We start from the raw sequence: 19,466 nt of genomic DNA on the forward strand, positions 1-19,466 counted from the left end.
GATCGGGCACACTCGTGCCGGTCCCGCTCGTCCTCGGACGAGCGAGCACCCAGCACCCAGCACCTGAGGGGCATGATGGCGTACTTCTTCCGCACGGGCACGACGACGTTCCGCGCGACCGCGCACGTCGGCGGGGCGTGGCGCACCGACGAGCAGCACGTCGCACCGGCCCTCGGCCTGCTCGCGCACGTCGTCGAGACCGACCGGGCGGCCCGCGGGCGCGACGGCCTCGCGGTGTCACGCCTGTCCTACGACGTCTGGGGCGTCTTCCCGATCGGCGAGGTGGAGACGCAGGTCCGCGTGCTCCGCCCCGGGCGGGGCGTCGAGCTCGTCGAGGCGACGCTCTGGTGCGCGGGCCGCTGCGCCGTCTCCCTCCGAGCCTGGCTCGCGCGGGTCGGGGACACCGCCGACCTCGCCGGCGGTGCGCCGGGACCTGTGCCCGGACCGGACCGGACGCCGCCATGGGACCCCGCGAACGTCTGGCCCGGCGGCTTCATCGACTCCATCGAGGTCCGCCGCAGCGCGGTCGAGCCCGGTCGCGCGACGGTCTGGGTGCGCAGCGACGTCCCGCTCGTCGCCGACGAGGAGGTCGGACCGCTCGCCCGTACGGCCGGGCTGCTCGACGCCGCCAACGGCATGGCCGTCCGCGCCGACCCGCGGGAGGTCGCGTTCCCCAACGTCGACCTCACCGCCCACCTCTTCCGGGCACCGCTCGGCGGCTGGGTCGGCCTCGACACCACCGTCGTGTTCGGTGCGTCGGGGACGGGCGTCACGCACGCGACGCTCCACGACGAGGACGGCCCGTTCGGGACGCTCGCGCAGTCGCTCGTCGTCCGCTCGCTGGTCCCGCGCGATGGCGCGGCACCTACCGACGCGTGACCGCCTCGCCGGGGCTCGTCCCGGCACGCGAAGCGTCCAGGACGCAGCGCTCGACCTCCCGCACGACCCGCTCCGCCGTCGTGTCGTCCAGGCGTGACGTGTCCGCGGTGAGGACGACGTCGATGCCGCCGCCCGGCGCGTCGACCAGGTGCAGCGTGAGGGTGACACCCCCCTGCTCGTCGGACGCGTCGGCGCGCGCGAGCCGTCGCGACCGCGTGGGGCGGGCGCGCAGGGTCCGGTCGGGGCCGGTGCCGCGACGGTCGTTGTACCAGCACGTGCCGTCGTGGGCGGTCGACGGGTCGGCGGCCGCGTCCGCCTGGAGCCGGTCCTTGTCGTAGTACGCCGACCGGTACGCCGTCATCGCGGCGCGCCAGACCCGCGTACCCACCTCGTCGAACGGCGCGTCGAGGCCGTCCACGTGCACCAGGCCCTCCATCGCCGTCGTCACGACGGCCTCGCCGAGCTCCCGGCGGAAGCGGTTGCTCACCATGACCTGGAGCGCGAGGTCGTCGCGACCGGCGGCGGCGGCGAGCGCCCGGCACGACGCCGCGAGCAGGACCCCCGACGTGCTCGTGCGCCACCGCGCGGCCACGCGCTCCGCCGCCGGGCCCAGTCGTCGCGAGCGCAGGACCGTCTGCCGGTAGCGCGCGGCCTCCGGCGGCGCCGGGTCGTGCGCGACGTCCAGGCGGGTCGGGAAGATCTCGACCGGGGCGGCACGCATCGTGCGCACCGTCCGCGCCCGCGCGGCGGCGTCGTGCCGCCGCCCCTCGTCGGACGTCTGCCACGCCGCCTCGTCGAGCGGCGTCCACGCGTCGGGCGCGGGGAGGGTCGTGCCCGCCGCGAGGGCCGTGAGGTCCGCGTCGACGACCGGCAGTCCCCACCCGTCGAGCGCGGTGTGCGCGAGCACGACCACGGTGTGGTGCACCGCGCCGTCCACCGTGACGAGACCCGCCCGCACGGGCAGCTCGCGACGGTAGTCGAACGCCCGGCCCCACAGCTCGTCGCGCAGCCGGGCGCCGTGCGCGGCGACCTCCGCCACGTCGGTCACGCGCTCCTCGACGACCTCGACCGTCCCCTCCCCGCACAGCTCCTGGACGAAGCCGTCGCCGAGCGGGTGGACCCGGGTCCGCAAGGAGTCGTGCCGCTCGACGAGCGCCCGCACGACGGCGGTCGCGGCGTCGGCCGGCACGGGCTCGTCGAGCGGTCCGCCCCACACGAGGTTGAACTGGTGGTCCAGCGGCTCCAGGGCGGCGAGCGCCCGCCGGATGGCGGTCTGGCCCCACGTCGCGGGCCCCTCGCCCGCGCGCCCGCCGACCTCGACGCGGTGCACGACCCTCACCGCGCACCCCCCGCGGCGCCCCGCACGGAGACGGGCGACGGGGTGTCCGCGCCCCAGACGTGGGTGCGGTGCGCGTGCGCTCGCGGCCCGGGCGTCGCGCACGCCGCGACGGCGCCGGCCGGTGCGGCCACGTCGCTCACCCACCACTCCTGCCCGTGCCACGGGCCGCCGTCGGCTCGCACGAGACCGGGGGCCCCGACGTCGAGCCCGAGCACGTCGAGCAGCCGACCGCCGACCGCCTTCGCGCACGCCTCCAGCCGCGAGAGGCAGCGCCACAGGTCGGGGTCCGCGCCCGACCGCGCGACCGCCGGGGCGAGGAACCGCGCGGCGAGGCGGTGGACGTCGACGCGCGGGTCGCGCACCTGCACGTCGACGCCCACGTCCGTCTCCGCGAGCGCCACGAGCGCGTGGTCACCGCTGCGGCTGAGGTTCCACCGCTGCCCGACGACGGGCCCCGGCTTCCCGTGCGGCCCCACCTCCCAGCGCACGTCGGCGGGCGACAGGCCGGTGCGCGCCGCGAGGACCTCGTGCGCCGCGACGTGCGCGCGGACGTAGCGCGCGGCGTCGGCGGGCGAGGCGAGGCGGCGGGCACGGTCACGCTCCGCCGCACCCAGCACCGCCGCGCCCAGCACCTCGGTCCCCAGCACGTCGCCACCCGCCGTCGAGCACGACCTGACGGTCGGGACGGGGCTCAGAACGACTCTCATGTCGCGCTCGGCGGGGGGTGGGGTCGTGTCGACGAACCACAGCTCGACCTCGGTCTCCGGGTCGACGACGCTCATGCGACGAACTCCGGCAGGTCGTCGACGGGGGCCTTCAGCGGGGCGGCGGCGCGCGTCGTCACGACGACCTCCACCTCGCGGCCGACGGCGCGGGCCACCACCGGGCGCAGGTCCGCCACGGCGTGGTGCGCGCCGGGGACGTCGTCGGGGCCGACCGCGAGCACGGTCGCCGTCGCGTCCCGGCCTGCGGCGACGCCCGCGGCGGAGTCCTCCAGGACGAGGCAGCGTCGCGGGTCGACGCCGAGTAGTCGCGCCCCGGCGAGGAACCCCTCCGGGTCGGGCTTGCCGCGGGCCACGTCCTCCGCGCACACGAACCGCGCCGGCACCGGCAGCCCTGCCGCCGTCAGCCGCGCGAGCGCGACCTCGCGCGCCGCCGACGTCACGACGGTCCAGGCCCGCGGGTCCAGGTCGTCCAGGAGCTCCGCCGCGCCGGGCACCGCGACGACCCCCTCGGTGTCGTCGCACGAGATGCGGTGCAGCCACTCGACCTCACGTGCGACGTCGGCGCCCGGCGCAACGAGGCGGACCACCTCGACGTCGCGGCGGCCGTGCGACGCCGCGACGACCGCGTCGCCGTCGAGCCCGAGCCGTGCCGCCCAGGCGAGCGTGTGGCGGTCGATCGCCGCCGTCGAGTCGACGAGCGTGCCGTCGAGGTCGAGCAGCAGCGCCGCGCCACGCCACGCCCAGGTGTCGGGCGCGGTCACGGGGCCGGTCGGGGTCACGTTCACAGCAGCTCCCTCGCCCGCGCGGTCCGCGCCTCCGCGTGAAGGTCTACGTACTGCCGCACCGGTCCGGTCACGTGCTGGAGCCCCAGCGCGGCCGGGCTCGGACGGCCGGGCGCGTCACCGACCGCGCGTGCCACGACCGGGAGGGCGTCCGCGGCGCCCGCGAGCGCGACCAGGAGGTCCGCGGCGGAGGGCTCGGGCGCGTCGGGTGCGGTCGCCCGGCGCGGCTCGGACGTCGTCGGGCTCCCCGGCGTGAGCGCCGTCGCACGCGACACCCACAGGCCGCGCGAGACGTACCGGCCGCCCGGCTCGACGCCGAGCAGCCCGCGCCTCTCGACCTGCTCGCACGCGAGGACCTCGACGGTCGCCCGGGAACGAGGACCGCCGGTCTCCGCGGGCAGGTCGCCCGTGGAGGGCGCGTCGGGACGGCCGGACAGCGAGGGCAGGTCGGACGCCTCGGGACGGCCGGACAGCGAGGGCAGGTCGGACGCCTCGGGACGGCCAGACGGAGCGGGAAGGTCGGACCGGTCGGGACACCCGGACCGACCGGTGCGCGTCCCGCCCGAGGCCGCAGCGTCGTCGGCCCCGGCGACCCGGTGCTCGGCGGCACCGTCGAGGTCGACCTGCGCCGCGAGACGCCGCACCGCGTCGTCGGCGCGCGCACCGCACGCCGGGCAGTCGTGCACGACGACGCGCACCGGCGCCGCGGGACCCGCCGCCTGGCACACGACCTCGGCGTCGCGCTCCGCAAGGCGTCCCACAGCCGCCAGCACGGCAGGGTCGAGCTCCGCGTCAGCTTCGGCGTCGCTCGCCGAACCCGGGGTCACTCCCCACGCGGCAGTCGAGGTAGGGAGCGACCCCGGGTTCGGCGCGGTGCGGGTCACCGTCTCGCCCGCGCGGAGCGCGTCGAGGCCGAACGCGACGAGCTCGTCGACGAGGGCCTCCGGGCGGTCCGCCGGGAGCAGCCCCGAGAGCACCCAGGTCCGGACGGCGGCCGCGCGGTGAGCCGTGCCGCCCGGCCCGGCGGGCGGCCAGTCCTGGTGCGCGACGTCGTGCCCGAGCAGCCAGCACGCGGCACCGAGCTCGACGAGCGCCTCGCACGGCACGCGCCCGAGCTCCGGGGACGCCCCCGCGACGAGGACCGCGACGTCGTGCGCGACGACCGCCGGGTCGACGCCGAGCCACCACGACCAGTCGTCCCAGCCCCAGCCGAACGGGTGCTCGAGCGGCTCGCCCGCGTCGGGGCGGAGCAGGCGCAGCGTGCAGCGCGACCGTTCGAGCATGACCGCGACCGGCCGCGGCGTGGCGGGTGAGCGGGCCGGCTCGCGGTCGAGCCCGGGGAGGTCCCACGCGTCCGGGTCGACGGCGTCGCCCGCGGGGACGGTCGCGTGCCGGGCGCCGTGCGCGTCGTTGCCCGCGAGGCTCGGGCCGTCACCGTGCTCCAGCAGGTGCGGCAGCGTCGCGACGACCGGGTAGCCCTCGCGGGCGCAGAACGTCACGACGGCCTCGTCGTCGTCGCGCTCGTCGTCGGGCAGGGTCGCGAGGTGCGCGGCGAGGCGCAGCGCGCCGTCGGCCGGGAGCACGAGGCCGAGCGTGGGCACCCACTCGTCGTGCCCGAGTGGCGCCCACGCCTGCCCGGCGGCGGCCGCGGCACGCACGAGGTACGCGTTGCGCGGGCTGTTCCAGTTCGAGTAGAGCGCGACGGCGTGCCGGTCCCGTGCACGCACCGCGCGCAGGACGAGCTCCGCGAACCCGGGGACCGGCGTGACGTCGTCCTGCAGCACGAGGTGGTGCGTCGCCCCCGGAGCCACGGCCGCCCACGCACGCTTCGCGGTGCGCAGCGGGCTCGGCGGGCCGTCCGGGTCCGGGTCCTCGACGACCCGGACGTCGAGCGGCGCGCACGCGCGGACCAGCTCCGAGACGTCACCCCGCGCCGGGTGGTGCATGACGACGACACTGAGCACGGGCCCGGGAGCGTCCGGGCCGGGACCGGCCGTCGCCACCGGGACCACGTCCACCGCACCACGAACCGGCAGGTCCTCGACCTCGGGCGTCGCACCCCGCGCGGTCACCGCGCGACCTCCGCGACCGTGTCCGCCGGCTCGACCGGCTCGGCCGGCTCGGCCGTGGCACGCCGTCGGACGAGGCGGACGGCGACGGGCAGCATGACGGCGAGACCGACGACGTTCGTCACGGCGATCGTCGTGTACAGCGCGACCGGTCCCCCGCCCGTGCGCGCGAGGACGCCGCCGACGCCGAGCGAGACGGCGTGGTAGAGCACGTTGAGCGTCACGGCGACGCGCCCGTACCCGAGCTGCTCCAGCAGGGTCAGCAGGTACAGCACGAGCCCGACGCCCGCGTACGACGGGCCGACCACCCGCAGGTACAGAGCCGCCTGCGCGGCGACATCGGGGTCGGCGGAGAGCCGACCCGCGACGAGCGGCGCCGTGAGCAGGACGAGCACCCCCACGACGACGTACACGCCCGCGACGACGACCGTGCCCGCGCGCAGCGTGCGCGGCAGGAGGGAGAGCCCGCCCGCGCCCCACTGCTGGTTCATGACGATGCTCACGGCCGCGGCGAGCCCGATCGCGGGCACGATGACGAGCGTCTGGACCGTCGCGGCGCCGCCGTAGCCGGCGACCACGTCGGTGCCCGACGGCCCGAGCACCCAGACCATGACGAGGTTCGTCACGGTGAGCAGCAGGTAGGACAGGCCGACCGGCAGGCCGACGCCGAGCAGCAGCGCGCGCACGTCGACGCGCTCGTCGACATCGCCCGCGGCAGGCGCGGCCGACGCCGACGGGGCCTGCACGGAGGACGCCGCACCGCCCGGTGGCGGCGGCACGGGGTCGGCAGCCGGACGGGACGACGGCGGCGGCGGGGGAGGCGGCGGTGGCGGCGGGACCGGCGGCTGCGCGGTCGGCGTCGTCCACGACCCGGCGGGCAGCGCGCGGAGGGCCCTGCGCCACCAGGCGGCGAGGCGCTGCGGTGCCGGGTGACGACGCAGCGCGAGCAGCCGCCGCAGCCCCGGGACGTGCCCGGGCCGCGGGAGGAGGCGGGCGCGGACGAGGAGCGCCCAGGCGACGCCCGCGCCGACGAGCGTGGAGCCCGTGATCGCGACGGGGACCGCGAGCACGCCGAACCCGCCCACGAGCCCGACGACCCACACGACGAGCACCTGCAGACCCGCGACGAGCAGCGCCACGGTCGCCGACGCGCCCGTGCGCGCCCACCCCCGCAGCGCTGCAGCGGCGACCGCCGTCGGGACGGAGAGCACGCTCGCGACGACGGTCCACCGGGCGAACGCGACGAACTCCGCGACGAGCGGCTCCGGCACGGACAGCACGTCGGCGAGCGCCGGCGCGACCAGGACCACGAGCAGCGCGACCCCGCCGAGCACCGCCGCGCCCGCCGCGACGAACCGTCCCAGCAGTGCCGTGGTGGCCGACGTCGGGACGGTCGCGCCGTCGTCGCCCGCGTCACCCCCGGCGCCCTCCCCCGCGTCGCCACCCGAGCCGTCTCCCGCGCTCCGGGCACGGGACCCGTGCAGGCGCGCGAATCCGACCTGGGTCGAGACGTCGAGCCCCTCCTGGACCGCGAGGACGAGGAACGTCACGGGGATGAAGAGGGAGCGCACGTAGAGCGCGTCGTCGCCCATGTGCCCGAGCAGCGCCGCGATGACGAGCTGCGCGAGCGCCCCCACGACGAGCGCCGCGCAGATCGGGGCGGCGAGCCGGACGACCCGACGGCGCAGCGCCCCGACCGTCGGGCCGGGGTCCGTCGTGCCCGCGCCGGGCGGCGGGGGGACGGGCGGCAGGTCGCCAGCCGCCGGCGAGGCCGTCGCGACCGAGGTCGCGCCCGCCTCCTCAGACGAGCTCGGCATGCCGTGCCCTGCCCTGCAGCCAGCCCTGCGCGAGGGTGAGCCGCTGCACGGTCCGCGTGCCCTCCATCATCTCGAGGCCGGGCACGTCACGGACGAGCTTGTCGAGGTACGGGTGCTCCCAGCGCGCGCCGGGGCCGAGCAGCGGCGGCACCGCGTGGGTGACCTCCTCCGCGAGGTCGAGCGCGGCGGCCTTCGCCGCCGCGGGCAGCGTCCCGTCGGCCGGGTCGTCGTCGGCGGCGCGCGCCGCCTGCAGCACGAGGGCGCGCGCGGCGTGGAGCCGGTCGTCGAACGTCTCCAGGCGCCACCGCTCGTCGGCGGTGAACGACGACCGCTCGGCGCGCACGTAGTCGAGCGCGGCCTGCGTGACGCCCACGGCGAGCGACGCGACGACCGGACGCAGCCGGTTGAACGTGCGCACGGCGCCCAGGAGCCCGCGGCGCGACGGCGACAGGTGCCGCCCGAGCGTGTCCTCGGGGCGCAGCGGGACGTCGCGCAGCCGCACCTCGCCGAGCTGGATCGAGCGCATGCCCGTGAGGACGAGCGGCGCGGCGTCGAAGCCCGGCCGGTCGGTGTCGACGAGGTAGACCCCGACGCCCAGCGGGCCCGGGCGGTGCCGCGCGAAGACGACGCCGAGGCTCGCGCGCGCGACGTTCCCCACGTACTTCTTGTGGCCGCGCAGGACCGTCCGGGGGCTGCCGTGCCCGGGCGCGGACCCGTCGTCGGGCCCGCCCGGGAGCTCCACGACGGCGGTCTCCAGCGCCGCCGCGTCCGAGCCGCGGTCCGGCTCGGTGAGGCCGAAGAACGTCCACGTGCGCGGCTCGGCGACCCTCCGGTAGAAGCGGTCGCGCTGCTCGTCGTCGGCGAGGTCGTCCACGACGATCCCGGACATCGACGGCCCCGGCGCCCCGACGACGACGGACGCGTCGCCCCACGCGAGCGTCTCCGCGACGACGGCACGCTCCACGCACGTGCGCACGTGCACCGGGACGCCCCGCACGCGCAGCGGGTCGTCGAGGTACCCGGGCGGGAAGCCGCCGAGCTGCCGGTACGGCAGGACGCCGGAGTCGAGGAGCGTGTGCAGCGCGCCCGGGTCGGCGTCGATCGCGAGGGCGTGCTCACGGAGCGCCGCGCCGACGGGACGCAGGTGGTCGCGCAGCGCGACGAGGTCGACGGTGGTCATGCGTCGTGTCCTTCCCGGCCGGCGGTCCCGCCCGGCAGCGTCCCGCCGGCGTGGCCGAGCAGGTCGATCGTGCGGGCGAGGCGCGCGGGCTCGCCGTCGACGAACCCCGACGCGCCGAACAGGTTGTGGACGGCGCGCGACGACCGGTCGAGCACCGCGGTGACGCGAGCGAGCGACACCCCGGAGATCGACGCCCCGCCGTCCGGTGCCGCGTCCCGTGCGGCGGCCCCGCCCAGGAGCGCCTGCGCCTCGAGGTGGGCGAGCGCCGCGTCCGCGAGCACCAGGCGGACCGGCGGCAGGTTCACGGTCGCCGTGCCGCCGAGCGTGCGTCCGCGCAGCCGCTCGACGGCCCGGTCGGTCAGGCGCTCGCACAGGCCGGCCCGGACCCACGCGACGCCGATGCGCCAGGCGGCGTCGGCCGCCCTGGTCGCCGCGGTCTCCCCCGCGACGGGCGCGGCGTCGGCCGCACCGGTCGCGGCCTCCCCTGCGGCGGGCGCGGCGTCCGCCACGGCGGGCGCCGCAGCGTCGTGTGCCTCGGCCACCTGCCGTGCCGCGCCGGCTCGCGGCGCCCGCCACACGAGCAGCGGGCCGGTGTCCGACGCCACCTCGCCGACCTGCGCCCAGTCACCCGGGGGCGGGACGTCGTCGGGCAGCAGGACGTACTCGCCGGGCAGCGCCGCGACGGGCAGCAGCCCCGCGAGCGCGGTGAGCGCCGCGACCGGGCCGAGCTCGCGCGCGACGGCGCGAAGGCCGGCCGGGCCGTCCGCGCGGACAGGCGCGCCGCCCTCCTCGGGCGACACCTCGACGGCCTCGGCGGGGGCAGGCGCGACGACGTCCGTGCTCATGCGAGGACCGCCTCTCGGGTCAGGTCGTCGACGTCCGGGGACGTCGCCGCGACGGAGCGTGGGCCGAGGACGAGCGAGCAGCGGTAGCCCAGCTCGAGGCACCGCTCGTGCAGGACGACCGGCGCGTCCGGCACGGCGTCGCACGCGGCGAGCACCTCCCAGACGCCCGTCGCCGCCGCGCCCGGGTCGGCGTGCAGCACGACGCCGCCGAGGTCGGGCGCCTCGCCCGGGTCCACGTCCACGCCGAGGACGACGCGCCGGGCGTCCGGTCCCGGAGCCACGGCCGGTGCCGTCGAGGGAGCGCCGTCGCGCGGGGGCGCCGCCTGGTCCGGACGAGGGCCGCGCGGGGCGCGTGCGACCGACAGCGCCTCGACCGGTCGGCCCGCTCCGTCGTGCCCGACGACGAGCGCGACGACCCGGTCGCGGGCGGGGACGCGCGTCGCCGTCGGCGGCAGCGTGCACTGCTCCAGGACGAGGACGAGGGCGTCGCCCCCGAGCCCGACACCCTGCGGGCCGCCGTGGGCGAGCTCCTCGTGCGCGAGGCGCAGCGCCGTGAACGGGCCCGCGAGGCCCTGCTCGGTCACGCAGAAGGTGTACGGCCGGTCGTCGAACAGGTCGGCGACGAACCCGCCGAGCAGGCGCTCGTGCTGGAGGTCGGGGGTCGTGACGACGAGGACGACGAGGCGCACGTCGTCGAGCAGACCCCGCTCCGCGAGCGCGGAGCGCGCCGCACGGATCATCGTCGGGTAGTCACGACCCGGCCCGGTCTCGAGCCAGTCCGTCGGCTGGCCCTCCCCGTACACGTACCGCAGGTCCTCGGCGACCGACCGGCGCGTCCCGTCCCCGACGGGGACGAGGTCGTCGACCGGGACGTCGACGACGCCCCGCACGCGCAGGACGGCGCCGCCCGGCCCCGCCCAGGACGCCGCCTGGCTCCCGCCCCCGAGCGCCACGTCAGTTCCGGGTCGAGTGCTCGACGACGAAGTCCGTCAGCGAGCCCACGCTCTCGAGGTGGTGCTGCTCGAGCGACTCCGGGTCGACCTCCATGTCGAGCGAGTCCTCCAGGGCCATGAGGAGGCCGAGGACGCTCGTCGAGTCGAGGTCGAGGTCGTCGAACAGGCGGGTCGCGTCGGTGACGTCGGGCAGCGGGCGCCCGAGGACGCTCGACAGCGCCTCGACGACGGCGCCGACGACGCGCTCGCGCCCGAGGGCCTCCTGGGACTCGGTGTTCGTGGGGGTGCCGATGCTCACGGTGTTCCTCCGGGGTGGTGGGTCGGGCGCCCGCGGTGCGGGCGGCGGCTGGGTGGCGGCTTCCGCCGTCGGTCAGGGGGCGGCGACGACGGGCTGGACGCGCGCGCCGAGGTCGTGGAAGACCTGGCGGGACAGGAGGTCGTCGGGCGTGTCGGCGTGCCGCACGAGGAACGTGTCCGCACCCAGGGTCAGGACCTCGGCGGGGTACCCGTGGCTGAGGAAGTGCACGGGCGACGCCGTCGCGCCGTACGCCCCCGACCGGTCCACGGCGACGAGGTCGCCCGGCGCCAGGTCGGCGGGGAGCGGGACGGCCTTGCCGATCGTGTCGTTGGGCGTGCACAGCGGGCCGGTGACGTTCCACGGCACGACCTCGGCGCCGGGCGCGGCGCCCACCTTGCGCATCGGGAAGTTGCGCTTGACGAACGACCCGATGCCGACGGCCGCCATGTGGTGGTTCGTGCCGCCGTCGGCGACGGCGAAGCGCTCGCCCATCGACTCCTTGACGTAGCGCACGCGCGCGACGTAGGTGCCGCACAGCGCCACGAGGTAGCGGCCGAGCTCCATGACGAGGTCGGTCGCGGGGTGCCGCTCGACGAACGCCTCGATCACGGGGTTGAGCGCCGTGGTGAGGACGTCGACGTCCAGGTCGCGCTCCCGCTCGAAGTACGCGACGCCCAGCCCGCCGCCGACGTCGACGAGCTCGAGCGGGAAGCCCAGCCGCTCCGCGAGCCGCTCCGCGAGCTCGAAGATGCGCGTCGTGTTCTCGACGATCGTGCTCTCGTCGAGGATGCGCGTGCCCATGTACACCTGGACCCCGACCACACGGGCCGTCGTGAGCCCGGCGCACAGGTCCGGCGCGTCGAGGAGCTGCTGCTCGTCGATGCCGAACTGGCGCGGCTTGCCGCCCATCGTCAGGCCGGAGCCCTTGACGGAGAACGACGGGTTGACGCGCAGCACGACGCGCGCCGGGCGCCCGGTCGCGCGCGCGAGCTCGTCCACGAGGGCCAGCTCCGGGAGCGACTCGACGATGATCGCCCGCACCCCCGAGTTGAGGCACGCCATGAGCTCGTCGCGGCTCTTGCCCGGGCCGAGGAACAGGATGTCCTGGGGCTCCACGCCCGCCGCGAGCGCGGTGCGCAGCTCCGTCAGCGACGACACCTCGGCGTTCGCGCCGAGCGAGTGCAGCAGCCCGCAGACGCTGACGTTGGGGTTCGCCTTGAGCGAGTAGAAGATCCCCAGCGCGGGGTGCAGGCGGTCGCGCAGGGCGCGGTAGTTCGCGGCGAGCACGTCGCCGTCGTAGACGTACACGGGCGTCCCGTACTCCTGCGCGACCGCGGCGAGGTCCGCGCTCCCGGGCGTCGTCGGGCTCGGAGTCGGGGTCATCGGGGATCTCCTTCGATCGGGGTCGCGGCCGCCGGCGCCGTCGTGCGCCGGGCGGGCCGTTCCGTCAGCCGCTCCGTCACGGCGCGGTCGAGGCGGGCGAGGGCGTCGTCGTCGGGCGCGACGAGGAGGCCGTGGAGCCGGCCGGCGAACGTGCCGCCCGGTGTCGCGGACGACGCGCCGGCGTTGACCGTGCCCGTCCCCTGGACGACGAGCCCCGCCTCCCCGACGGCGCCGGGGAGCAGGTCGCCGAGGACGTCGTGGAGCGCCGCGAACGACAGCGGGGCGTCGAGCACGAGCGGGTACTGGCGCGCGAGCGCGACCCACCCCTCCGGCTGGAACCGCTCCTGCAGCGGCACGGTGTACGTGGACATGTTGCTGCGCGCGTTGATCTCCAGGACCGGCAGCAGCGAGCCGTCCGTGCGCACGAGCGCGTCGACCCCGACGAGGCCGTGGAAGCCGTCGGCGGCGAGCCGCGCACCGAGGCGACCCGACAGCTCGGCCAGCGTGTCGACCTGCACCGCGGGCAGTCGCGACGGGATGCGGTGGCCCTTGTGGACGCCGCCCTCGGTGATCGCCTCCTTGACGAAGTCGAACGCGACCGAGCCGTCCTGGCCCACGGTGAAGTGGTAGTTGAGGTCGGCCGCCTTGTCGGCCCAGACCTCCACGACCACGGCGAGGCGGTCGTCGCCCGAGCGCGCGGCGCGGCGCGTCACCATGCGCACGAGCTGGTCGAGCCGGCGCGGGTCCTCGACGACGAGGATCCCCTTGCCGGAGACGCCGTACGCGTCCTTGACGCCCACGGTCGCGCCGTCCGCGACGAGCCGGGCCGCCTCGGCGCACGCGCGCTCGAAGTCCTCGACGGTCCGGCACGCCCAGCCGCGCGCCTGCTCGATCCCGAGCTCGTCGCACAGCCCGCGGCTGTAGACCTTGCTGTTGACGGCCTTCGTCGTCGCGGCGTCCGTGAGCACCGAGCGCAGCCCGGTCGCGGTCGCGAGGTCCTCCTCCGCCGACGACGTCCCGTGCGCGAGGAGCCGCACGCCGTCCGTCGCGAGGTCGCGCAGGCGAGCGAGCAGCACGGGCGAGTCGAGCGCGTCGAGCGTGACGGTGCGCAGGGGGTCGCTCGACTCGGCGACGTGCACGGTCGGGAGCCCGACGCCGAGCGCGTCCAGGTGGGCGAGGTGGTCCGGGTCGGGCTCCGCCTTGAGCACCACGTGGTCGTCGGGGCCCGCGAGGAGCAGCGCGAGCTCGTCCATGCGGTTGACGAGCGCGGCCGTCGCGGACGCGCCCCCGACCGAGGGCAGGCCGACCTCCCCGACCGCCCACGCGTCCTCGACCTCGAAGTTCCCGAGCAGCACCAGCGGCGCGTCGGGCGCGCCCGCGAGCGCGCGCTTGGTCCGTGCGAGGAACGGCTCGGCGCCGGCTGCCGTCACGGCATCCGGGGCAGCGTCCGGGGCGGCGGCCTCCGCCACCTGCTCGACCGTCATGCGGGCTCCTCCGTCTCGTGGGGCGCGTAGCGCAGGACCATGGCGGAGAACGTGGCACCCAGCCCGACCGCCACCATGAGGAACGGGTCGCCGGGACGCAGCCGGCCCTCGGCGCGCGCGGCGGCGTACCCGATGAACGAGTCGGCGCCGAAGCAGTGCCCGGTGACGGGGACGTCGTCGAGGCGGACGCGCGCGATCGGCAGCCCGAGGCGCGAGCACAGGCGCCGCCACGACACCCGGTTCACGTTGTGCGGCAGGACGAGCGCGAGGTCGTCCAGCGTCAGGCCCGCCCGCTCGACGGCCTCGACCACGACCTCCGCGAGCACCTCGGTGTACGCGACGCCGAACGGTCCGGCCAGGTCCTCCGGGAGCGGGACCTGGTGGTACTCGCCGAGCGTGCGCGTCGCGTAGGAGAGCACCGGGCTGCCGGCCGCGCGCGCGGGCCCGGCGGCGGACGTGCCCGTCGGTGCGGCCGCCAGGACTGAGGCCGCCACGAGGACGGCGGCCGTGCCCTCGCCCATGATCGTCGTGCCCTCGATGAGGCGGGAGCCCGGGCTGAACGCCTTCTCGCCCGTGAGGACGAGCGCGAGCGCGTCGGGGTCGCCGTCCGCGGCGAGCAGGCGCCCGGCGACGTCGACCGCGAGCAGCGCGGACGCGCACGCGTGCTGGGTGAGGGTCCACACGACCGCGTGGTCCAGCCCGAGGCGGTCCGCGGCGTCGTGCAGGGGGTTCACGCCGACCGGGGCGACCGTCGCGATGGTCCGCGCGCCCAGCACGTAGCGGACGCGGTGCTCGTTGCCGGCGAGGCCGGGCACGGCGCGGGCCGCGGCGACGAGGAGGTCCGTGAGGCTCTCGCCCGGCGCGGTGCAGACCTCGCGCAGCCCGAAGAATCGCTCGAACACGCCGAGCTCGAGGTGGTCGAGGCCCAGCTCGTCCGCGAGGTCGCGGATGGGCACGCGCGTCGCGGGGACGTGCGCGCCGACGTCGACGAGGGTCGTCATGCCGCGGTCCCGGGGACGTCCACGACGCCGCGCAGGTGCTCGGCGAGCGCGCGGGGCGTCGGGTTGTCGACGACCGCCTCCGGGTCCAGGTCCACGCCGAGCGCGTCCTCCAGGTCGCCCAGCAGGGCCAGCACCTGGACCGAACCGAGGCCGAGCCCGGCGAGGTCGCCCTCAGGGTCGACGTCCGCCGGGGCGACCCCCAGGGCGGCGGCGACGTGGCGCAGCACGAGGTCGTCGAGAGTTCCGGGAAGCGGTGAGGTCATGAGCGGGTCCCTGCGAGCTCGGTGCGCGCGCGGTCCCGGGACGCGCGCAGGGAGTGGAGCGCGGCGAGCTCGCCGCGGCCGTGCAGTTCGCGCGCCCGACCGCGCTGGATCTTGCCGCTCGTGGTCCGCGGCACCTGGCCGGGCCGCACGAGGACGACGTCGTGCACCGCGGCACCCGAGACGGAGGCCAGGTGGGCGGCCATCTGCCGCACCACCTCGTCGAGCTCGTCCTCGGCGCTCGCGCCGTCGAGCCGGGCGCCCGGCGTGGGACGGAACTCCTGGACCGCGCACAGCGTGCCCGGCAGGCCGTCGGCCTCGAACACCGCGCCCGGACGGCCCTCGGCCCCGGGGTGCAGACGGCGCAGCTCGCGCTCGAGGTCGTAGGGGTAGAGGTTGCGCCCCGCGACGATGAGGAGCTCCTTGATCCGGCCCGTGACGACGAGCTGGCCGCCGTGCAGAGCCCCCAGGTCCCCGGTCCGCAACCACGGGCCGGTGCCGTCGGCGGCGACGGCACCGAACGTCTCGGCGGTCGCGGCCGCCGCGGCGTCGCCCCAGTACCCGGCCGCGACCGTGCCGCCGCGCAGCCAGACCTCCCCGACCGCGCCGTCGGGCACCTCGGCACCCTCGGAGTCCACGAGGCGCAGCTCCACCCCGCTCGGCAGTCCGCAGCACACGAGGCGCGCGCCCGGGACGCTGCCCTGACCTCGCGCCGCGGCGTCCGGGAGGGCGGACAGGAACGACGCCTCCTCGAGCACCACGAGCCGGCCGTCGGCGAGCGCCGCGTCGTCCGCCGTGATGACGAGCGGGAGACGGCGGTCCGGGTACGTGGCCGTGAGCGTCGCCTCCGCGAGCCCGTACCCCGGGCCGTGCGCCGACCCGCGGAAGCCCACGGGCTCGAACCTGCGCGTGAAGGCGTCGACGACGGCGGGGTCCACCGGCTCGGCCCCGCCGAGAGCCCAGCGCAGGCGCGAGAGGTCGAGATCGGCGAGCTGGTCGTCACGCACGCGCCGCGCGCACTGGTCGTAGCCGAAGTTCGGCGACGCCGTGACGGTGGCCCCGGTCTCGGTGATCGCGGAGAGCCAGCGAACCGGACGCTTGAGGAACGCCGTGGACGGGACGATGACGGCCGTCGCGCCGAGGCCCAGCGGGACGAGCAGCATCCCGACGAGACCGAAGTCGTGGTACCCCGGCAGCCAGCTGCAGAAGACGTCCTCCGGGACGAGGCCGAGGGTCGTCGAGAACGCGTCGTGGTGGTGCAGCACGTTCGCGTGCGTGACGACGACGCCCTTGGGGCTGCTCGTCGACCCGGAGGTGTACTGGAGGAACGCGACGTCCCGCGGGCCGGGGCGGTCGCGCCGGGCCGGGCCGTCCGTGGCGCCGTCGACCACGGTCACGACGACGGGTCCGCCGGCGGCGCGCCGCAGCGGCTCCGCCCACTCCGCGGTCTCGGCTGCCGCGGTCGGGTCGACGAGCACGACGGCGGCGTCGCAGTCCGCGAGCATGCCGCGCACGCGCTCGCGCTGGTAGGCCTGACCGCCCGGGAGCGGGGACGGGACCGGGATCAGGCGTGCGTAGAAGCAGGCCAGGAGACCGACGACGAACGACGCGGTCGCCGAGTAGAGCACCAGGGCGCGGTCGCCGGGCTCGTGGTGCTCGGCGAGGTCGGCCGCGAGCGCGGCCGCCTGCGCGTCGAGCTCGGCGTAGGTGAGCGTGCGCCGCTCCCCCACCTCCGGCACGACCACCACCGCGGCGTGGTCCGGCCGCTCGTGCACGTGCTCGCGGACGAGGTCCACGAGGGTCAGGTCGTCCGGCTGCGCGCCCAACGTGGCCCCCTCCGTCACCGGCGCCGGGACCCTCCCGGCGCGGAGACACCGGGCAGCACGAAGCCCCACCCGGCGGTCCGGGGGAAGCCTCGCAGCGGATGTCCGCGGTGTAAACAAATCGGACGTGTCCGGAAGAGGACAAATACCCGCTGACCTCCCCGTTCGTCACATCGGTCCGGTCGTCGGGACTCCCCGGGAGGGCCTCGGAGGGGTCGGCTAGAGTCACACCGCGTGACGTCGTCGGAGCGGGACCCGGTGCTCGGCGCCCGGCGCTCCGCGCGGGCCGTCGCGCTGCGTCGCGCGCACGACGTGCTCGTCCTCGACGGCGGGGACGGGTCCGCCGAGCCGCTGTGGGTGCGCGTGCGGGACCGGGCGCGGCCCGACGCCCGCGTCCGGGTCGTGACGGTCGAGCCCCCGAGGGCCGCCGACGAGGAGGCACCCGAGCCGTTCGACGCGGACGCACCGGCGTACGCGGACGGCACCGGCGACGCGGGCGCACCCGTCACCGCGGCCGGCCCGGGCCCCGGAGGTCCCGAGGGACCCCCCGCCGTCGACCGCCGGGTCGCACCGACGCTGCGGCTGTCGCTCGTCGCGCTCGACGACACGGTCGTCCTCGTCGCCCGTCCCGCGCGGACGCGGGCCGTGACGGACCGGGACGCGGTCCTCGCGCTCCGGGCGCTCGCCGAGTCGCAGTGGGACCACGCCCGCCCGCTGGGCGACGCGCTCGGCCCGCGGGAGGACACGCTGCTGCGGCTCCTCGCGGAGGGCAAGACGGACACGGCCGTCGCCGCACGGCTCGGGGTGTCGCCCCGCACCGTCCGGCGGCACGCCGCGGGCCTCATGGGCCGGCTCGGTGCGACCAGCCGGTTCGAGGCCGGCGTCCGGGCCGCCCAGCGGGGCTGGATCCGGATGACGAACCGCTAGCGCGCAGCCGCCGCGAGCTCGGCGTCGCTGCGCAGGACGCAGAACTCGTTGCCCTCCGGGTCGGCGAGCACGACCCAGCCCCCGCCGTCGGGCGTGCGTCGGTCCGCGACCTGCGTCGCCCCGAGCGCGAGCACGCGCTCGACCTCCTCCTCGCGCGTGCGGTCGGTGGGCCGCAGGTCGAGGTGGACGCGGTTCTTGAGCTCCTTGTCGTCGGGCACCTCGACGAAGAGGACGTGGCCGCGGCTCTCCGCGGGCGTCGTCGCGTCGGCGGGCGGGACGATCATGCACTCCTCGTGGCCGGGGAGGTTGGGGTCGCCGGGCACGTCGGTGTACCCGAGGACCTGGGCCCAGAAGACGGACTGCGCGTAGGAGTCGCGCGCGTCGAACGTGGTGTGGGAGATGCGAGAGGTCATGGGCGCGACCCTGCCACGCCCCCGCCGCGCGAGCACCGACTTTTCGACCCACACTGGCGGGCGTGAGCGCACGGACGCGGCACGTCTCCTGGACCGGCTGGGACGACGACCCGGACCGCCTCGAGGCGGCGACCGTCACCGTGCGCGGCGACCGGCTGGCGGCGCTGGGCACGTCGCGGGCGACGGCGTACGCGACCGCGTGGGCGCTGCGCACCGGTCCCGGCTGGGTCACCGAGCACCTCGACGTCTCGGTGCGCGGGCTCGGGTGGTCGCGCCACCTCGACCTCGTCCGGACCCCCGACGGTGCCTGGCGCGCCGACGTGCGCGAGTCGGGGACGCCGCCGTCGGGCCTCGCCGCGCCGGGGATCGCCGACCCGGCCTCGCTCGACGACGCGCTCGACTGCGACGTCGCGCTGTGCCCGGTCACCAACACCATGCCGATCCTGCGGCTCGGGCTGCTCGGCGAGAGCCCGGCGGCGCGCGAGACGGCGCTCGTCATGGCGTGGGTCGACCTGCCGTCCCTGGCGGTCCTGCGCAGCGACCAGGTCTACGCCGCACGCGAGCCGCTCGACCCCGCGACCGGGCAGGGTGTCGTCACGTACACGAGCGCGACGCGCGACTTCACCGCCGACCTCACGGTCGACGCCGACGGCCTCGTCGTGGACTACCCGCACCTCGCCCGCCGCCTCTGACCCCCGCCGAGCACGACATGTGGGTCGCTACCCGGCCCTCTCCGTCCGTCAGGTCGTGCTCGACGGCGGGTGACGACGTGCTCGGGTCAGTCCTGCGGCGGGCGGCGCAGACGCTTGACCTCGGTGCGCCGCTTCTTCGCACCGATCCGACGCTCGACCGAGCCCCGCGTGGGCCGGGTCGCGCGGCGCGGCGGCCCGGGCGGCGCGACGGCGTCGGCCACCAGCGCGGCGAGGCGCGTCCGCGCGGCGTCCCGGTTGCGCCGCTGCTCCCGGTGCTCCGATGCCGCGACCGTGACGACGCCGTCCACGACCCGCCGGCCCAGACGGTCCAGCACGCGTGCACGCTGGGACTCGGTGAGGACCGCCGACCGGGCGACGTCCCACGACAGCTCGACGCGCGAGTCCGTCGTGTTGACGCCCTGCCCGCCCGGGCCGGACGAGCGCGAGAACCGCCACGACAGCTCCGCCTCGGGGACGACCAGGGTGGTCGTCACGCGCAGGCCGGGGCGGGCGTCGTCGGGCATCCCTCCCATCGTGCCCGACGGCGCCCGCGCGGCCCAGGCGATTCGCGCACCCTCCGCGCGCTGCGGCGAGCG

Annotated in this window: 19 protein-coding genes; 3 read left to right on the plus strand and 16 right to left on the minus strand. The window is 77.0% G+C overall.

Annotation, left to right across the window (positions count from 1 at the left end; genetic code table 11):
* Positions 1 to 75 precede the first annotated feature (75 nt).
* Positions 76 to 879 (plus strand): thioesterase family protein, encoded by an 804-nt coding sequence (locus FIC82_RS01545; protein ID WP_154797298.1) that lies wholly within the window; start codon positions 76 to 78, stop codon positions 877 to 879.
* Here the strand turns inward: FIC82_RS01545 and FIC82_RS01550 are convergent.
* From FIC82_RS01550 to FIC82_RS01615, 14 genes are all read right to left on the minus strand, one after another.
* The gene (locus tag FIC82_RS01550; RefSeq protein ID WP_168731392.1) at positions 866 to 2,218 is read right to left on the minus strand and encodes a condensation domain-containing protein; all 1,353 of its coding nucleotides are present in this window, start codon (positions 2,216 to 2,218) and stop codon (positions 866 to 868) included. The genes FIC82_RS01545 and FIC82_RS01550 overlap by 14 nt on opposite strands.
* A complete protein-coding gene (locus FIC82_RS01555) occupies positions 2,215 to 3,000 on the minus strand; it encodes a 4'-phosphopantetheinyl transferase family protein (protein WP_168731393.1) in 786 nt (261 codons plus the stop codon). Before FIC82_RS01555 ends, FIC82_RS01550 begins: the two co-directional genes overlap by 4 nt.
* The gene (locus FIC82_RS01560) at positions 2,997 to 3,728 is read right to left on the minus strand and encodes an HAD-IA family hydrolase (RefSeq protein WP_168731394.1); all 732 of its coding nucleotides are present in this window, start codon (positions 3,726 to 3,728) and stop codon (positions 2,997 to 2,999) included. Before FIC82_RS01560 ends, FIC82_RS01555 begins: the two co-directional genes overlap by 4 nt.
* On the minus strand, positions 3,725 to 5,797 hold the full coding sequence (locus tag FIC82_RS01565; RefSeq protein WP_154797300.1) for a hypothetical protein: 2,073 nt from the start codon (positions 5,795 to 5,797) through the stop codon (positions 3,725 to 3,727). Before FIC82_RS01565 ends, FIC82_RS01560 begins: the two co-directional genes overlap by 4 nt.
* Complete coding sequence (locus tag FIC82_RS01570) at positions 5,794 to 7,611, minus strand: MATE family efflux transporter (protein ID WP_154797301.1); 1,818 nt, start codon at positions 7,609 to 7,611, stop codon at positions 5,794 to 5,796. Before FIC82_RS01570 ends, FIC82_RS01565 begins: the two co-directional genes overlap by 4 nt.
* Complete coding sequence (locus FIC82_RS01575; RefSeq protein WP_154797302.1) at positions 7,595 to 8,791, minus strand: acyl-CoA dehydrogenase family protein; 1,197 nt, start codon at positions 8,789 to 8,791, stop codon at positions 7,595 to 7,597. The genes FIC82_RS01570 and FIC82_RS01575 overlap by 17 nt, the downstream gene beginning before the upstream one ends.
* Positions 8,788 to 9,636: an acyl-CoA dehydrogenase family protein gene (locus FIC82_RS01580; RefSeq protein ID WP_154797303.1), complete on the minus strand. Its 849-nt coding sequence runs from the start codon at positions 9,634 to 9,636 to the stop codon at positions 8,788 to 8,790. Before FIC82_RS01580 ends, FIC82_RS01575 begins: the two co-directional genes overlap by 4 nt.
* Entirely contained in the window at positions 9,633 to 10,589 is a 957-nt protein-coding gene (locus FIC82_RS01585; RefSeq protein ID WP_154797304.1) for a hypothetical protein, read from the minus strand. Before FIC82_RS01585 ends, FIC82_RS01580 begins: the two co-directional genes overlap by 4 nt.
* A gap of 1 nt (position 10,590) precedes the next feature.
* The gene (locus tag FIC82_RS01590; RefSeq protein WP_205201139.1) at positions 10,591 to 10,887 is read right to left on the minus strand and encodes an acyl carrier protein; all 297 of its coding nucleotides are present in this window, start codon (positions 10,885 to 10,887) and stop codon (positions 10,591 to 10,593) included.
* Positions 10,888 to 10,959: 72 nt separating this feature from the next.
* On the minus strand, positions 10,960 to 12,270 hold the full coding sequence (locus FIC82_RS01595) for a type III PLP-dependent enzyme (RefSeq protein ID WP_154797305.1): 1,311 nt from the start codon (positions 12,268 to 12,270) through the stop codon (positions 10,960 to 10,962).
* The gene (locus tag FIC82_RS01600) at positions 12,267 to 13,754 is read right to left on the minus strand and encodes a preATP grasp domain-containing protein (RefSeq protein ID WP_154797306.1); all 1,488 of its coding nucleotides are present in this window, start codon (positions 13,752 to 13,754) and stop codon (positions 12,267 to 12,269) included. Before FIC82_RS01600 ends, FIC82_RS01595 begins: the two co-directional genes overlap by 4 nt.
* Positions 13,751 to 14,755 (minus strand): 3-oxoacyl-[acyl-carrier-protein] synthase III C-terminal domain-containing protein, encoded by a 1,005-nt coding sequence (locus tag FIC82_RS01605; RefSeq protein WP_154797307.1) that lies wholly within the window; start codon positions 14,753 to 14,755, stop codon positions 13,751 to 13,753. Before FIC82_RS01605 ends, FIC82_RS01600 begins: the two co-directional genes overlap by 4 nt.
* Positions 14,752 to 15,018 carry an acyl carrier protein gene (locus FIC82_RS01610; RefSeq protein WP_154797308.1) on the minus strand — a complete coding sequence of 89 codons (267 nt, stop codon included), beginning with the start codon at positions 15,016 to 15,018 and terminating at the stop codon, positions 14,752 to 14,754. The genes FIC82_RS01605 and FIC82_RS01610 overlap by 4 nt, the downstream gene beginning before the upstream one ends.
* Positions 15,015 to 16,841 carry a fatty acyl-AMP ligase gene (locus FIC82_RS01615; protein WP_168731395.1) on the minus strand — a complete coding sequence of 609 codons (1,827 nt, stop codon included), beginning with the start codon at positions 16,839 to 16,841 and terminating at the stop codon, positions 15,015 to 15,017. Before FIC82_RS01615 ends, FIC82_RS01610 begins: the two co-directional genes overlap by 4 nt.
* A gap of 231 nt (positions 16,842 to 17,072) precedes the next feature.
* On the opposite strand from FIC82_RS01615, the gene FIC82_RS01620 reads away from it, so the two are divergent.
* Positions 17,073 to 17,765, plus strand: a complete 693-nt coding sequence (locus tag FIC82_RS01620; protein WP_171445687.1) for a helix-turn-helix transcriptional regulator — start codon at positions 17,073 to 17,075, stop codon at positions 17,763 to 17,765.
* Here the strand turns inward: FIC82_RS01620 and FIC82_RS01625 are convergent.
* On the minus strand, positions 17,762 to 18,178 hold the full coding sequence (locus FIC82_RS01625; RefSeq protein ID WP_154797310.1) for a VOC family protein: 417 nt from the start codon (positions 18,176 to 18,178) through the stop codon (positions 17,762 to 17,764). The genes FIC82_RS01620 and FIC82_RS01625 overlap by 4 nt on opposite strands.
* Before the next feature lie 62 nt (positions 18,179 to 18,240).
* Here FIC82_RS01625 and FIC82_RS01630 point away from each other — a divergent pair, with 62 nt between their 5' ends.
* The gene (locus FIC82_RS01630) at positions 18,241 to 18,870 is read left to right on the plus strand and encodes a putative glycolipid-binding domain-containing protein (protein ID WP_168731396.1); all 630 of its coding nucleotides are present in this window, start codon (positions 18,241 to 18,243) and stop codon (positions 18,868 to 18,870) included.
* An 86-nt stretch (positions 18,871 to 18,956) separates the two neighbouring features.
* Here FIC82_RS01630 and arfB read toward each other — a convergent pair whose 3' ends face one another.
* A complete protein-coding gene (gene arfB / locus FIC82_RS01635; RefSeq protein WP_154797312.1) occupies positions 18,957 to 19,394 on the minus strand; it encodes an alternative ribosome rescue aminoacyl-tRNA hydrolase ArfB in 438 nt (145 codons plus the stop codon).
* Positions 19,395 to 19,466: the final 72 nt, after the last annotated feature.

It is taken from the genome of Cellulosimicrobium protaetiae, assembly GCF_009708005.2.
Lineage (GTDB): Bacteria > Actinomycetota > Actinomycetes > Actinomycetales > Cellulomonadaceae > Cellulosimicrobium > Cellulosimicrobium protaetiae.

Excerpts from the sequence above, each read along its gene's own strand:
- FIC82_RS01545 (WP_154797298.1), top strand. The coding sequence starts at position 76 with ATGGCGTACTTCTTCCGCACGGGCACGACGACGTTCCGCGCGACCGCG.
- FIC82_RS01555 (WP_168731393.1), bottom strand. The coding sequence starts at position 3,000 with ATGAGCGTCGTCGACCCGGAGACCGAGGTCGAGCTGTGGTTCGTCGAC.
- FIC82_RS01570 (WP_154797301.1), bottom strand. The coding sequence starts at position 7,611 with ATGCCGAGCTCGTCTGAGGAGGCGGGCGCGACCTCGGTCGCGACGGCC.
- FIC82_RS01575 (WP_154797302.1), bottom strand. The coding sequence starts at position 8,791 with ATGACCACCGTCGACCTCGTCGCGCTGCGCGACCACCTGCGTCCCGTC.
- FIC82_RS01580 (WP_154797303.1), bottom strand. The coding sequence starts at position 9,636 with ATGAGCACGGACGTCGTCGCGCCTGCCCCCGCCGAGGCCGTCGAGGTG.
- FIC82_RS01595 (WP_154797305.1), bottom strand. The coding sequence starts at position 12,270 with ATGACCCCGACTCCGAGCCCGACGACGCCCGGGAGCGCGGACCTCGCC.
- FIC82_RS01600 (WP_154797306.1), bottom strand. The coding sequence starts at position 13,754 with ATGACGGTCGAGCAGGTGGCGGAGGCCGCCGCCCCGGACGCTGCCCCG.
- FIC82_RS01605 (WP_154797307.1), bottom strand. The coding sequence starts at position 14,755 with ATGACGACCCTCGTCGACGTCGGCGCGCACGTCCCCGCGACGCGCGTG.
- FIC82_RS01610 (WP_154797308.1), bottom strand. The coding sequence starts at position 15,018 with ATGACCTCACCGCTTCCCGGAACTCTCGACGACCTCGTGCTGCGCCAC.
- FIC82_RS01625 (WP_154797310.1), bottom strand. The coding sequence starts at position 18,178 with ATGACCTCTCGCATCTCCCACACCACGTTCGACGCGCGCGACTCCTAC.
- arfB (WP_154797312.1), bottom strand. The coding sequence starts at position 19,394 with ATGCCCGACGACGCCCGCCCCGGCCTGCGCGTGACGACCACCCTGGTC.